Consider the following 14503-nt stretch of genomic DNA (forward strand, 5'->3'; position numbering starts at 1 on the left):
CACGGCAAAAGGGAAGAGTAGGCGTTAAGCGTAGGTCGTGACTGTCAAGTGGACGCACGTTTGACTTTTGCCCAGCAATGACAAGGCGAGACGCAATTCCTGCGCCAGTAAAGCCTGTCGATTTGCGCCGATTGACTGCGCACGGCTTGAATCCGAGGGTCGAACGGCACGTCCGAGCGCATTCAGGACATCGACGCTAAGACTGCCTGCCACCACAGCCGCACTGAACAGTTTTTCGGCGGCGAACAAGCCGCGCAAGTTCGGTGTAGGAGGAGCGGCTACGTAAGCCTGTATATACAGGTAAAGCAAGATGTAAGCCAACGCATCGGCAGGCTGCCTTGAACCGCACTCATATTGCTGTTTAGCCAATGCTTAATGCACGTATCGGCTGAGGTTTTTCCGCAATTGTCACTGAAAGTTGCACCTATTGAGGTCGCTGTGCACAGCGCTGGGCAAACAGAAGTCACACTAAGACGGGGTAAAGGCGTTCCCACCGCGGGATCGGCGAACGATTGGCTTTTGGCATGGGTTTTTTTGGCGGGGTCAGCAACAGGCGGCACAGTAAATGCTTGTACCTGTATATACCGGCTGTTTCTGATGCCGCGCTTTCTTTTATCAATTACGCCTGCGATATCTGACAGGAGAAAGTATGACCTCCAGCACTAATCTTCCTTTAATCGACATGTCCGGCGTTCGCGAGGGCGATCAAGCCAGCATCCAACGAGCCGGCGACGCGATTCGCCAGGCTTGCTGTGATACCGGGTTCTTTTACATCGTCAATCACGGCGTCCCGCAAGCAGTGATCGATCGCGCTATGGCAGCGGCTGCGCAGTTCTTCGCTTACTCTGCCGAGACCAAGCGCCAAGTGGCGGTCAACAAACGCCACCGTGGCTGGCATGCATTGGGCGGGGCGCTGATGTACGAAGCGACCAAGCCAGACCTCAAGGAGTTTTTCAGCATCGGTTTGGAGTTGCCCGAAGATGACCCGAGCGTATTAGCCGGTGAAGCCTTGCGCGGCCCCAATCAATGGCCGGCGTTCATGCCCGAACTGCAAGCAGCGCTGGGCGGGTATTACGTGGAAATCGGCAAAGCCGGAGCTGACCTGTTGGTAGCCGTGGCGGCTGGGCTGGGCATTGAAAGCGATTTTTTCAGTGGCAAATACCGCAAGCCGCTGCAACGCACACAAATGGTTTATTACCCACCGCATCCGCCCGTTGCCGAAACCGACCAATTCGGCGTTGCCCCGCACACCGATTACGGCTGCATCACGTTGCTGTATCAGGACAACAGCGGCGGTTTACAGGTGCGTGAATTGAGTAGTAATAGTTGGATCGACGCCACACCGATTCCCGGCAGCCTGGTGGTCAATGTCGGTGATTTGTTGGCGCGTTGGTCGAACAACCGCTTCAGTTCGACGCTCCACCGGGTGATCAACACATCCGGTCACGAGCGTTACTCCATCGCGACTTTTTTCGACCCGACCTACAGCGCCGTGGTCGATCCATGTGATTTGGGAATGGAGGCCGCCAGCAGTATGTATCCACCGGTCGCGGCGGGGGATTACATCCTTAAGCGCATAGATGACTCGATGGCGTATCGGAAGAAGGTTTGAACGGCAGAGGGTAATCAATTTTGGTGACGACCCGATCTGTCTGAGCAGCGCGGTGTTTCAGACACACCGCGCCACCGGCTTAAATCACCTGAACAATCGCCTTAATCACTGCATCGATGTTGTTGCGGTTCAACGCAGCCACGCAGATCCGTCCAGTGTCCAGCGCATAGATACCGAACTCGGTCCGCAAGCGGCCGACTTCGGCACTGGTCAGCCCCGAGTAGGAGAACATACCGCGTTGGCGACCGACGAAGCTGAAATCGTGGTCAGTCAATGCCGCCAGACCATCGACCATCGCTTGGCGCATGCCGCGAATTCGCAAGCGCATTTCGCCCAATTCTCTTTCCCACACCGCACGCAACTCAGGGCTGTTCAACACCGCCGCCACGATCGCTGCGCCGTGGGTCGGTGGGTTGGAGTAGTTGGTGCGGATCACTCGTTTGATCTGTGACAGCACGCGGGCTGTCTCGTCTTTCGAGTCGGTCACAATCGACAGCGCACCGACGCGTTCGCCATACAGCGAGAATGATTTCGAGAATGAGCTGGAGGCAAAGAACGTCAGGCCCGATTCCGCGAACAGGCGCACCGCCGCCGCGTCTTCATCGATACCGTCGCCGAAGCCTTGGTAGGCCATGTCCAGGAACGGTACGTGTTCCTTGGCTTTAAGCACTTCAAGGATTTTTTTCCAATCATCGGGAGCCAAATCGACGCCGGTCGGGTTGTGGCAGCAGGCGTGCAACACCACAATCGAACCGGACGGCAGGTTCTGCAAATCTTCCAGCATCCCGGAACGGTCTATGTCATGGCTGGTCGCATCATAGTAGCGATAGCTTTGTACTGGAAAAACGGCGGTTTCGAACAGTGCGCGGTGGTTTTCCCAGCTCGGGTCGCTAATGGCTACCACGGCGTCTGGTTTGAGCTGCTTGAGAAAGTCGGCACCGATTTTCAACGCCCCGGTACCGCCGACGGCCTGAACAGTAAGCACTCGACCGGCAGCCAATAATGGTGATTGAGCACCGAACAACAGTTTTTGTACCGCGAGGTCGTAAGCGGCGATGCCATCGATGGGCAAATATCCGCGCGCTGCGTGTTGAGCCACGCGAATAGCTTCAGCTTCGGCAACGGCACGCAGAAGTGGAACTCGCCCCTCTTCGTTGCAATACACGCCCACGCCAAGGTTCACTTTCTGCGCGCGGGTATCAGCATTGAATGCTTCGTTGAGGCCCAGGATTGGATCACGGGGTGCCATTTCAACAGCGGAGAACAGGCTCATTTTTGCGACGGCTCTGAATGGAGGAGTGAAGGGGTACAACGCTCCGGCCGATTGCACTAGAGCGGTGCACAAACGGGGAGCTAGTATAGAGGCCATCGTTCTGCGCGGCGACAGCTGGCAAGGCGTTTTTCGCGGTTTTTTAGTTTATTTTCAGTTTGTCGATAAAATGACAAGGACATTTGTTTAACCTCATGTGAGACCGGCCGCTTGAAAGATTAGGCTGCCGACACCATTTGTAGTGTCTTCGCGTATTCCCGGCGGCATCATCGCTCGCAGTTTCTCGTTGTTACCCGGCTGTTCCGTGCCGAAATGTACCCAGAGGTCACTTATGCCTGAGTTTCAGCTCGTAACCCGTTTCGAACCGGCCGGTGATCAGCCGCAAGCTATTCGCCTGATGGTTGAAGGGATCGAAGCCGGGCTGGCGCACCAGACACTGCTGGGCGTCACCGGCTCAGGCAAGACCTTCAGCATTGCCAACGTGATTGCGCAAGTGCAGCGCCCCACCTTGGTGTTGGCGCCGAATAAAACCTTGGCCGCCCAGTTGTACGGCGAGTTCAAAGCGTTTTTCCCAAATAATGCCGTGGAATACTTCGTTTCTTACTACGATTACTACCAGCCGGAAGCCTACGTGCCGTCGTCGGATACGTTCATCGAGAAAGATGCGTCGATCAACGACCACATCGAGCAAATGCGGCTGTCGGCGACCAAAGCGTTGCTGGAGCGCAAAGACGCAATTATTGTCACCACGGTGTCTTGCATTTACGGCCTCGGCAGCCCCGAGACCTACCTGAAAATGGTGCTGCACGTTGACCGTGGCGACAAACTCGACCAGCGCGCATTGCTTCGGCGTCTGGCGGATTTGCAGTACACCCGCAACGACATGGATTTTGCGAGGGCAACCTTTCGCGTGCGCGGTGACGTGATTGATATCTACCCGGCAGAGTCCGACCTCGAAGCAATTCGCATCGAGCTGTTCGACGATGAAGTGGAAAGCTTGTCAGCGTTCGATCCGTTGACCGGCGAGGTGATTCGCAAACTGCCGCGTTTCACGTTTTACCCAAAAAGCCACTACGTCACGCCGCGCGAAACCCTGGTTGATGCCATGGAACACATCAAAGTCGAGCTTCAGGAGCGCCTGGAGTACCTGCGCAGTAATAACAAACTGGTGGAAGCCCAGCGCCTTGAACAGCGCACCCGCTTTGATTTGGAAATGATTCTTGAACTGGGTTACTGCAACGGCATCGAAAACTATTCGCGTTATCTGTCCGGGCGTCCTTCCGGCGCGCCGCCACCGACGCTTTACGACTATTTGCCTGCCGATGCGTTGTTGGTGATCGACGAATCCCACGTCAGCGTGCCGCAAGTGGGCGCCATGTATAAAGGCGACCGATCACGTAAAGAAACCCTGGTTGAATATGGCTTTCGGTTGCCATCGGCACTGGATAATCGTCCGATGCGCTTTGACGAATGGGAGAGTGTTAGCCCGCAGACCATTTTTGTTTCCGCAACCCCCGGCAATTACGAAGCCGAACATGCCGGTCGGGTGATTGAGCAATTGGTGCGACCTACCGGTTTGGTTGACCCGCAAATCGAAATTCGTCCCGCACTGACCCAGGTGGATGATCTGCTTTCGGAAATCGGCAAGCGCGTTGCGTTGGGCGAAAGGGTTTTGGTTACAACCTTGACCAAACGGATGTCCGAAGACCTCACCGACTACCTCGCCGACCACGGCTGCCGCGTGCGCTATCTGCACTCGGACATCGACACCGTAGAGCGGGTCGAGATTATTCGTGACCTGCGCTTGGGCATATTCGACGTGTTGGTGGGGATCAACCTGCTGCGCGAGGGTTTGGACATGCCGGAGGTGTCGCTGGTGGCGATTCTCGATGCGGATAAAGAAGGCTTCCTGCGCTCAGAGCGCTCGCTGATCCAGACCATTGGCCGCGCGGCGCGTAACCTCAATGGCCGAGCGATTCTCTATGCCGACCGCATCACCGGTTCGATGGAGCGAGCGATTGGCGAAACAGATCGCCGTCGCGACAAACAGATCGCCTACAACCTCGAACATGGCATCATTCCCAAAGGCGTTATCAAGGATGTGGCCGACATCATGGAAGGCGCCACCGTGCCGGGTTCGCGCAGTAAAAAGCGCAAAGGCATGGCCAAAGCCGCCGAGGAAAACGCCAAGTACGAAGCTGAGCTGCGCACACCTGGCGAGATCACCAAGCGAATTCGTCAGTTGGAAGAGAAAATGTATCAACTGGCCCGCGACCTCGAATTCGAAGCCGCTGCGCAAATGCGCGATGAGATTGGTAAGTTGCGGGACCGGTTGTTGGTGGTTTGATCGGGGTAACGACGCGATGTGGCTGGGATATCGCGTCGTGATTCACGAATAAATTGCTCAAGCAGGGGGCTTCGTGTCATCGAAAAATCAGGGCATGCCCTCATCCGGTGAGAGCGAATTCATTGGCGAATGACTTCATGTCGCACTCAACAAAACTCAATGATTATGCTCCGCCTCATACCGGTCCAATGTGTCCCTGGCAATCTCGCGTCCCAGCGCGATCAATTCTGGCGCCTTGTAAAACTCGAAAAACCGGCACACGCGCTTGGGCACGTTTATCAATATATCCGGGGGATAACCGGCAATTTTGTACTGCGCCAGCGAGGTTTGCATCACCTCGAAGCTCTGGTTGATCAAGTCCAGCAACGACGCAGGTCCGACATTGTCGATGATGAACGAGCCGCTGGCTGAGCGCGGTGTGCCTTCACTCGAGGGGGCAGCGGACGGTTGTTGCGATTGGGGGTCTGCACCTTCGTTCAACCACGGATTGGCAATCGTTGCGCTGCTCGACTTGAGGCTGTCCTGCTCCAGACGCAATACCTCGATGTCGTTCGTGGGCTCCAATTTGCGGCGGAACGGCAGGTGGGAACCCAATGAATTGATCAAATTGTCGAAGCGTTTTTTCACCGCAGGCGCACGTTCAATCACCGGTAGCTGATAGTGCTTTTGATTGGTCGAGTTGAGGTTGACCGCAATGATCAAATCACAATGGCTGGACACCACCGGGACAATGGGAAGCGGGTTGAGTAGACCACCATCGACCAGCATTCGACTGCCTTGCATCACCGGTGTGAACAAACTTGGAATCGCCGCCGAAGCACGCATGGCCTGGTGCAAACAGCCTTCTTGAAACCAGATTTCCTGCTGATTGGTCAAGTCGGTTGCTACGGCAGTGTAAGGAATGCGCAGGTCCTCAATGTTGATTTCGCCAACAATTTCGCGGATCTGGCCGAAAACCTTTTCTCCACGAATAGCACCCAAACGGAAGCTGACATCGACCAGCCGCAGTACGTCGAGATAATCCAGGCTTTCAATCCACTCGCGGTATTCCCTGAGTTTCCCCGCTGCGTAAACGCCGCCGACCACTGCGCCCATTGAGCAGCCCGCGATGCAGGCGATGTCGTAGCCGCGACGCTCTAGCTCTTCAATAACGCCGATGTGCGCATAACCCCGCGCACCGCCTGAGCCTAGTACCAGTGCTATTCGTTTTTTCATGTTCTTTCCCTGATCGCAGTGCCCCACCATACGCGTGAAGCAGCCCCGCAGGAACTGAGTTACCCTTGACGATGCTAGGCCCATGGCACTTTTCAGTGCTGATATCGTCAAAGCCCCCGCATGACCACATTTTATTTTTGAGGGAACACCGATGAAAGCCTGGATCTGTTTGCCATTGATTGCGTTGGCTCTTGCAGGTTGCGCTGGTAAAACCGCGTACCGCGACACCTGTGCTACTGAACTTGATGCCGCTTGGCGCGAGCTGGACTTGGCAAAAGCCGAAGGCTTCACGGGCACAGTCAGCTACTCCAAAGCTCTGTCATTGTTGACCGGTGCTAAAACCCAGCAGCAGTTTGAAGCATATGAAGGGTGTTCGAGCAAGGCCGAAAAGGCTCGGTTCTACATTAAGGAATCCCGCGCAGGCCGTTAATGCACGTGTAATTTCCACGCTTTCATCCCAAGCCACCGAGCGCAGTCAGCACTCGGTGGCTTTTGTATTGATGGGGCTGGTTAAAGTCGCCGCACTGACCTTACAGTGGCTACTTATCTGGCCTCTATTGCCGTTATTCAGTCGTCTGGGGAGGCTTTTCATGAGCAGTAAACTCGACGCATGCCTTCGCGCCATTAATGACGTGGTGTTGGGAAAAGACGTGCAAGTGCGTTTGGCCTTGACGTGCCTGTTGGCGGGCGGGCATTTGCTGATCGAAGACTTGCCCGGCATGGGCAAGACCACCCTCAGCCATACCTTGGCTAAGGTTTTGGGGCTCAGCTTTCAAAGGATTCAATTCACCTCGGATCTTTTGCCCGGTGACATCTTGGGCACATCGGTGTTTGATCGAGACACCGGGCAATTCACCTTTCACCCTGGGCCGATCTTTGCCGAGCTTGTGCTTGCCGATGAGATAAACCGGGCGACGCCGAAAAGCCAAAGTGCGTTGCTTGAAGCCATGGAGGAGGGCCAAGTCACCATTGAGGGCGCCACGCGTGCACTGCCTGATCCATTTTTTGTGATTGCGACGCAAAACCCATTCAGTCAAGGCGGTACGTTTGCGTTACCCGAATCACAGCTGGACCGATTTCTAATGCGTTTGTCTCTAGGCTATCCAGCCAAAGCGGCGGAAAAGGCACTGTTGCAAGGCGAGCCCCGAAGAGATCTACTGCCGCGTGTGCAAGCCGTTCTCAACCATGCAGAATTAGCGGCATTGCGAACTTTGATCCAGCGCGTACGTGCCAGTGATGCACTGGTCGATTATGTTTTGCGCCTGGTAGATGCCACGCGTAGCCAGTCGCAGTTTGCCTGGGGACTGTCACCGCGGGCGAGCCTGGCGATCCTTGCCGCTGCCCGGGCCTGGGCATTCTTGGCGGATCGCGATTACGTGATCCCGGAAGACGTGCAAGCGGTCCTGCCTTCAGTCGTCAGCCACCGACTACGCGAACGGTCTGATCCTGTCGGACATGGCAGCGGGGTGTTAGTGCAATGGCTATTGCGCGAGGTTAGCGTGTTGTGATGGACCCGCTCAAACCGTTCTGGCAGTGCTGGCTGGCGCGGCGTATTCCGCCGGCGTCCCGCGTTGAATTGAATCACCGTCAAATTTTCATTATGCCCACCCGCATCGGTGCAACCTTCGCGTCGGTGCTAGTGCTCATGTTGTTGGTCGCGATTAACTACCAAAACAGTCTGGCGTACGGTTTGACCTTCCTGTTGATGTCGGTGGCGATCCTGACGATCCTGCACACCTTTCGCAATCTCAGTGGTTTAGTGCTCAGCGCGGGTTCCGTGCGCTCGGTTTTCGTCGGGGAGCCGCTGCTGTTGCGCCTGCGGCTGGAAAGCGCTAAACGGCCCCATCAAGCGATTGCGCTGGGCTGGGACGTGAAGCACCTGCAGGAGTTGGACGTGCCCAGCGCCGGGCTGACAGAAGTTAATATTGACTTGCCTGCGCTGGCCCGTGGTTGGCTACGGGCACCACGACTGCGGGTTGAGAGCGTTTTTCCCTTGAGTATCTTTCGAGCCTGGAGTTGGCTGGACTTGCAGCAATCGGTGCTGATCTACCCTCGACCAATAGTGGGCGCGATGCCGCTGTTGCAGGGCACGCAGCCCCATGCAGAAGATCAAGGGGCGGCGACCCCAGGTCCTGGCGTGGATGATTACCAAGGATTGAAACCCTATCAGTCGGGTGATTCTCGGCGCCGCTTGCACTGGAAGGCTTATTCCCGTGGGCAGGGCCTGCTTATCAAAGACTTTACCGATGTCAGCGGCCACGACTTGTGTTTGGATTTCATGGCGTTGGGTGGGGGCATCGAAGAGCGTTTGTCGCGGTTGTGCTATTGGGTACTTGAGCTGTCTCAGCGTCGGCAACCCTTCGCCTTGCGCCTGCCCGGTTACCTACGGGCATCGAGCAGTGGCAATGAGCACCGCGAGGCCTGCCTGCAAGCGCTGGCCCTATTCGGCGAGCAGCAATGAACTTGAGCCTGCCGATTCCCCGCGCCGGTCTGATTTGGCTTTTACTGGCGCAAGCGTTTGTTACGGTGCCTTTTCTGGCACATTTACCTTTTTGGATGATCGGCCTCTGGCTGGGCTGCACCGCTTGGCGGGTCCAAGTGCTGCGCATGCGCTCGGAATTTCCAGGCACGTTGCTCAAGACGGTGCTCTTCCTGGCAACTATCGCAGGGGTGTTTCTGTCCCGAGGCAGCTTGGTAGGGCTTGATGCCGGTGCGTCCCTGCTGCTGGGGGCTTTCATCTTGAAAACCCTGGAAATGCGCAACCGCCGCGACGCACTGGTATTGATCTTTCTTGGATTTTTCTGTGTCGCAGTGGGTTACCTCTTTGAGGACGGCTTGCTGTGGGGGTTTTACTCTTTATTGCCCGTGAGCATGCTGCTGGCGGGATTGGTAGGCATACAGCAGACGGCCTCAACACCTAAACCGTCTGTTGCATTGAAATTAGCCGCGAAACTGCTGCTGCAGGCTGTGCCCCTGATGCTGTTGTTGTTCGTGTTTTTTCCTCGATTGGAGCCGTTGTGGTCGCTGCCGCAGCCCAGCAATAGAGGTGTCACCGGACTGTCCGAGAACATGGCACCGGGTGATATTGCTGAATTGAGCCGTTCACCTGCATTGGTGTTTCGCGCCAGTTTCGACGGGCAGATACCTGCGCACAACACGCTGTATTGGCGCGCATTAACCCTTGAACAGTTCGACGGTCGGCGTTGGTCTCAATCTGGCAAAGCGATGCGTATTGAACGACCCGACTGGCAAAAACGGGGTAATGAGCAGCGTTATAGCATCATCATGGAACCCAGCGGTCGACCTTGGCTCCCGGCGCTGGATATAGCTGAAACCGCTTTAGCTGATGTGCGGCAGATGAATGACTTTCGTCTTCAGCGTCACCATCCGGTTGAGCAAACCCTTTTATACAGCGTTCACTCTTGGCCCGACGCCGTGCGCGAACCGCAGCTAAGCGAAGCGACGCAACGGCAAAACTTGCAACTGCCGGTCCATGGCAACCCCAAGGCGCGTGGGTGGGCGGCCGACCTTAATAGGCATTACCCACAGGTTGATGCGCTGGTCGGGGCCATGTTGGCGCACTTCAGCGACGAACCCTATCGCTACACACTCAAGCCCCCCGTGTTAGGCCCTGAATCCATTGACGACTTTCTCTTCAATAGCCGCAGCGGTTTCTGCGCCCACTATGCTGGCGCCATGACCTTCGTCTTGCGTGCGGCCGGGATCCCGGCCAGGGTCGTGGTGGGGTACCAAGGCGGTGAACTGAATCCGAAAGGGCACTACCTTAGCGTGCGTCAATTCGATGCTCACGCTTGGGTTGAATACTGGCGGCCTACGATCGGCTGGCAAAGCGTCGATCCCACTGCCGCCGTGGCTCCGCAGCGCATTGAACAGGGCTTGGAGCAAGCGTTGTCGCCAGACGAAGCGTTTCTTGCCGACTCGCCATTATTTGCCCTGCGATACCAAAACTTGCCCTGGCTCAATTCATTTCGCATGAGCTGGGATAACCTCAACTATGGTTGGCAGCGGTGGGTTCTCGGTTACCAAGGGCAGCAACAGGTGCAGGTGTTCAGCCGCTGGTTTGCCGGGTTTGAGGGGGCTGTGTTTTTTGGCGTAGGGGCGTTGCTCATTGGGCTGTTCTCGCTGTGGTTGTTCAAACCGTGGCAGCGAGAAAATGACCCGCAGCTGCGTGTGTTTAAGTCGTTTGAGCGGCTGCTATCGCGTCACGGCTTACAGCGTAGTGAGGCCGAGGGCGCCCAGGCATTTTCACAGCGAGCTGCGATTCGGTTTCCGGCCCATGCTGATTTGATTCTGGCATTTGCTACCGAATTTGAAGCACTGCGCTACGCTGACCAACGCCGTTCGCTGGCAGTGTTAAGGCGCCATTTGAGACGGCTTCGGCGAGGTCTGCCGTGGAGGTTTTCGACTATTAAGGTATTCGAGGAGGAATAAATGTCTGAATTGGTTGATCGTCTTGTCGGGCAACTGCTGAGTTTGGATGTGAAATTAATGGCCTGCCAGGCGCGGCTGTCCGCTGAAACGGACAGCGAAGCACTGCATGACTTGCGTATTACCGTCAGGCGACTGCGCAGCTTGCTACGACCGCTAAACGGCTTGCCCGGCGTCGAGCAGCTGGAAACGGCAGCCAAAGCAGTGGGTCAACTGACCACCCCATTGCGTGATCGCGAAGTGTTGGCCGCCTACTTGCAACAAAGGGGCATGGCCGAAGCGGCTCGTCAGCGCAATCACTCCTTAAGCGCGGCGTATAGGGGTGTTGCAACTTCAGCGCAGCTGAGACAGCTGTTCAGCGTGCTGGATGCCTTTCCACGTTTCCTTCGGGCCTCGCAGCATCAAGGCCTGTTGCACAATTTGAAAAAACGCATTGAAACGCGCCTGAGCAAGCAGTGGAAGAAACTTCACATAACGATGGAAGATCCCGCCCACGATCGTCATCGTTTGCGCCTGTTGATTAAGCGCGTACGTTACGCCGCCGAGGCTTATCCGGAGCTGGAAAAAACCAGCCAAGCTGCGCAAAAGCGGCTTAAAGATGCGCAAACGGCGCTAGGCGACTGGCATGATCATTTGCAATGGCTCACTCAAGCTAAAGAGCACACGGATCTGCTGCGCTGCGTGCCCGGCTGGGAAAAAGACATCAAGACTGCTGAAATGAATGCGGACCGGGCATTGGAACGTTTGAATAAGACGTGTTTCAAAAAATAAACCTTGTTCAGACGTCAGTTTGGCGTAAATGAACTCTGTGCATCGACCTCGTGCTGGTTAAGATTCCGGCAATGCTTTATCGCCGATTTACCAAACATGAGGTTTGCATGAGTTTTTCCGACCTGGTTAACGCTGTACGTGACAACCCTCTTTGTGTCGTTATCCCCGCTGAGTGGGCCCAAGGCCGAGCCTGTTTCGGTGGCCTCATGGCTGCGTTGCAGTTTGAAGCCATGCGCGCCAAGGTGCCAGCAGACCGGCCGGTTCGCTCGCTGGCCCTGACCTTTGTCGGTCCCGCCGCGCCGGGTGTCCCTATCAGTTTCGAGGTGGAGGTATTACGCGAGGGAAAAGCCGTCAGTCAGGTGCTGGGCCGGGCGATGCAGGGCGGTCAGGTCATGACCATTATTCAGGGCAGCTTCGGCGCGCCCAGGGTATCGGCGATTTCGGTTCAGGCCGATCCGGCGCCGACGCTGAAGCCAGTGGATGAATGTCAGGAGTTACCGTTTATCCCCGGCATCACCCCTGAATACTTGCGCTTCATGAGCATGCGTTGGGGTTTGGGGGGATTGCCGTTCAGCAATACGCCTTCAAGGGAAATCGGCGGCTACGTGCGTTTGCGTGGAGACGTCAAAAATGAGCGCCTGACCGAAGCCCACGTGCTGGCGTTGGTCGATACGTGGCCTCCAGCGCTGCTGCCACATTTGAGCAAGCCAGCGCCTGGAAGCTCGCTGACCTGGACCATTGAGTTCGTGCAACCGTTGCCGGAGTTGAATACCCATGACTGGTGCATGTACCGCGCAGTGATCGAACATGCCCGCGACGGTTACGGTCACACCGCCGCCGCGCTCTGGACCCCAAGCGGTGAATTGGTGGCGATCAGTCGTCAGACGGTAACGGTGTTTGGCTGAACGTCTTCGCTGCGACAAATGCAATGACACCAATGGCGATTGATGGAAAGCTCGACTCAAGCATTCCATCCACCAGCAGCAACCCGGCAACAATTGAGAGGATTAAGGCAAGGGCCGATGACGCGTTGTCGGCGTAAGCGCTGCAGTGTCCAAAAGTCTTTAGCAATCTGTTCATGGTGCGGGCCTCTTAAGCATTACTTCAATGCTTTAACAATAGGCCCGGGCGTGAAGGGGCGGCGAATCGATGTTGGCTATCGAGTTGATAGCGCTGGCGGATACATCAGCACGAGTGATGCTCAGCCCTGCGTGGGAACGAATTCACTTGCGAAGAAGGCCATGCAGATAAACCGCCAGTGATCACAACTTAAGCTGACCAATGGCACGACTTAGTTCACCGGCCAAGGTCGCCAGTTCACCGCTGGTGGTCGCTGATTCTACGGTTTGCTGCACGGTCTGTTCGGTGACGTCCCGGATACTGACCACGGCGCGGTTCATTTCTTCCGCGACTTGGCTTTGTTCTTGGGCGGCTTCGGCGATCAGGGTATTGCTTTCGCGCATTTGGGCCACTGCATCAGTAATCGCTGCCAGCGCTTCGCCGGCTTCTTTGGCGTGCTGCACGCAATCATCGGCCTTGAACGAGCTTTCCTGCATGAAATCCACTGCGTCTCGAGTTCCGGCTTGTAATGCCGCGACCATTTTAGTGATTTCGTCGGTGGAGCTTTGCACGCGTTTTGCCAAGTTGCGCACTTCGTCAGCTACCACGGCGAACCCGCGACCCATTTCACCGGCACGTGCCGCTTCAATGGCTGCGTTGAGCGCCAGCAGATTAGTCTGCTCGGCGATGCTGTGGATGACGTTAACCACCCCATTGATCTTTTGACTGTCTTCGGCCAATTGCCGGATCATTTCAGCCGTTTGTTGGACGCCGCTAGAGAGCCCTGCAATTGAAACCTGCACCCGCTGAACCACCTCCTTTCCAGAGCCCGCCAAGGAATCGGCCGTTTGGGATTGATCGCGGGTTGCCCCGGCGTGCTGGGCGATGTGGTAGACGGTAGAAGTCATTTCGTTGATAGCGGTGGCGACTTGGTCCGTTTCACTTTGTTGGCCTAGCATGCCGTGGCGCACTTCACTCATGCCTTGCGCCAGCTTGACCGCGCCTTCATCGAGGCGGGCAGCGGTTTTGGCAACGATGTTGACCACCCTCTGATAACCGGCCTGCATGGCATTGAACGCCTTGGCCATTTGCCCGACTTCATCGTCGCCCACCAGTGGCACACGAGCAGATAAGTCGCCGGTTTTTTCGACGTGAAGCATGACGTCCTTAAGCGTGTCGAGTTGGCTCAGCAAAAAGCGGATCAACAATTGTGACGCGGCCAGCATCACAATGGTCAGGATGCATACGGCGACGGCGTATTGCGCTAGGCGTTCGGCCAGAACCTGTATAAGGCTTGGGGCGAAGGCCAGTACAGCAACGCGTTGCCCATCAGGTCGGGCGATCACTTCGGCACCGATGAGGGTCTCGTCGCCTTGCTCCTGTGCGCTCAATCCCACCCAACCGCTGGCGTTAGCCAATTCAGTAAGCGACTGTCCATTGAGGCTGGGTGCTTGACCTTGGGCATAACTCAACAGGTTGCTCAGGGCGGGCAGGGGCTGAGTGCCCGGCCAACTGCCGAGCAAGCGCGCTTGTGCTTGCGCTGAGTCCTGCGCCGCATTGACTCGGGCGTGTTGCTCAAGCTGCAAGGCGTACAGTACAAGCGTCAAGGTGGTGAAAAAGGCGACCGCGTTGACGGCCCAGAATTTGTATTTCAGGGAAATATTGCTAAGCCAGGCGCCCATGAGAGGTCTTCTTTTGAGTAGCGAAACAGATAAAGGCAAGGTGCCATTATTGTGCCGTCAATGTTCTGAACGCCACTTGATATGGATCAAGGCAAACT

General features: G+C 56.2%; 13 protein-coding genes. 8 read left to right on the forward strand and 5 right to left on the reverse strand.

Annotation, left to right across the window (positions count from 1 at the left end):
- Positions 1 to 24: 24 nt before the first annotated feature.
- Complete coding sequence (locus RGW60_RS05570) at positions 25 to 369, reverse strand: hypothetical protein (protein WP_322202900.1); 345 nt, start codon at positions 367 to 369, stop codon at positions 25 to 27.
- Positions 370 to 649: 280 nt separating this feature from the next.
- On the opposite strand from RGW60_RS05570, the gene RGW60_RS05575 reads away from it, so the two are divergent.
- Entirely contained in the window at positions 650 to 1612 is a 963-nt protein-coding gene (locus tag RGW60_RS05575; RefSeq protein ID WP_322202901.1) for an isopenicillin N synthase family dioxygenase, read from the forward strand.
- A 79-nt stretch (positions 1613 to 1691) separates the two neighbouring features.
- On the opposite strand, the gene RGW60_RS05580 is transcribed toward RGW60_RS05575, so the two are convergent.
- Positions 1692 to 2885, reverse strand: a complete 1194-nt coding sequence (locus RGW60_RS05580) for an amino acid aminotransferase (RefSeq protein WP_322202903.1) — start codon at positions 2883 to 2885, stop codon at positions 1692 to 1694.
- Positions 2886 to 3213: 328 nt separating this feature from the next.
- Between RGW60_RS05580 and uvrB the strand changes: the two genes are divergently transcribed.
- Positions 3214 to 5229, forward strand: a complete 2016-nt coding sequence (uvrB, locus tag RGW60_RS05585) for an excinuclease ABC subunit UvrB (protein WP_322202906.1) — start codon at positions 3214 to 3216, stop codon at positions 5227 to 5229.
- Between the two features lie 156 nt (positions 5230 to 5385).
- Here uvrB and RGW60_RS05590 read toward each other — a convergent pair whose 3' ends face one another.
- On the reverse strand, positions 5386 to 6444 hold the full coding sequence (locus RGW60_RS05590; protein WP_322202908.1) for a patatin-like phospholipase family protein: 1059 nt from the start codon (positions 6442 to 6444) through the stop codon (positions 5386 to 5388).
- Between the two features lie 151 nt (positions 6445 to 6595).
- On the opposite strand from RGW60_RS05590, the gene RGW60_RS05595 reads away from it, so the two are divergent.
- The 6 genes from RGW60_RS05595 to RGW60_RS05620 all read left to right on the forward strand — a co-directional run bounded on the left by RGW60_RS05595 (position 6596) and on the right by RGW60_RS05620 (position 12569).
- Positions 6596 to 6874, forward strand: coding sequence for a hypothetical protein (locus tag RGW60_RS05595; protein WP_322202910.1), 279 nt, complete (start codon positions 6596 to 6598; stop codon positions 6872 to 6874).
- A 160-nt stretch (positions 6875 to 7034) separates the two neighbouring features.
- Positions 7035 to 7952, forward strand: coding sequence for an AAA family ATPase (locus RGW60_RS05600; RefSeq protein ID WP_322202911.1), 918 nt, complete (start codon positions 7035 to 7037; stop codon positions 7950 to 7952).
- Positions 7952 to 8905, forward strand: a complete 954-nt coding sequence (locus tag RGW60_RS05605; RefSeq protein ID WP_407074113.1) for a DUF58 domain-containing protein — start codon at positions 7952 to 7954, stop codon at positions 8903 to 8905. The genes RGW60_RS05600 and RGW60_RS05605 overlap by 1 nt, the downstream gene beginning before the upstream one ends.
- Positions 8902 to 10896: a DUF3488 and transglutaminase-like domain-containing protein gene (locus tag RGW60_RS05610; protein WP_322202915.1), complete on the forward strand. Its 1995-nt coding sequence runs from the start codon at positions 8902 to 8904 to the stop codon at positions 10894 to 10896. The genes RGW60_RS05605 and RGW60_RS05610 overlap by 4 nt, the downstream gene beginning before the upstream one ends.
- A complete protein-coding gene (locus RGW60_RS05615) occupies positions 10897 to 11664 on the forward strand; it encodes a CHAD domain-containing protein (protein ID WP_322202917.1) in 768 nt (255 codons plus the stop codon). It begins immediately after the preceding gene.
- A gap of 107 nt (positions 11665 to 11771) precedes the next feature.
- A complete protein-coding gene (locus RGW60_RS05620) occupies positions 11772 to 12569 on the forward strand; it encodes a thioesterase family protein (protein WP_322202919.1) in 798 nt (265 codons plus the stop codon).
- On the opposite strand, the gene RGW60_RS05625 is transcribed toward RGW60_RS05620, so the two are convergent.
- Together RGW60_RS05625 and RGW60_RS05630 are read right to left on the reverse strand one after the other, a co-directional pair.
- On the reverse strand, positions 12538 to 12744 hold the full coding sequence (locus tag RGW60_RS05625; protein ID WP_322202921.1) for a hypothetical protein: 207 nt from the start codon (positions 12742 to 12744) through the stop codon (positions 12538 to 12540). The two genes, RGW60_RS05620 and RGW60_RS05625, sit on opposite strands and share 32 nt — an antisense overlap.
- A 182-nt stretch (positions 12745 to 12926) precedes the next feature.
- Positions 12927 to 14405: a methyl-accepting chemotaxis protein gene (locus tag RGW60_RS05630; protein WP_322202923.1), complete on the reverse strand. Its 1479-nt coding sequence runs from the start codon at positions 14403 to 14405 to the stop codon at positions 12927 to 12929.
- Positions 14406 to 14503 lie beyond the last annotated feature (98 nt).

The organism is Pseudomonas sp. AB6, from assembly GCF_034314105.1.
GTDB lineage: Bacteria > Pseudomonadota > Gammaproteobacteria > Pseudomonadales > Pseudomonadaceae > Aquipseudomonas.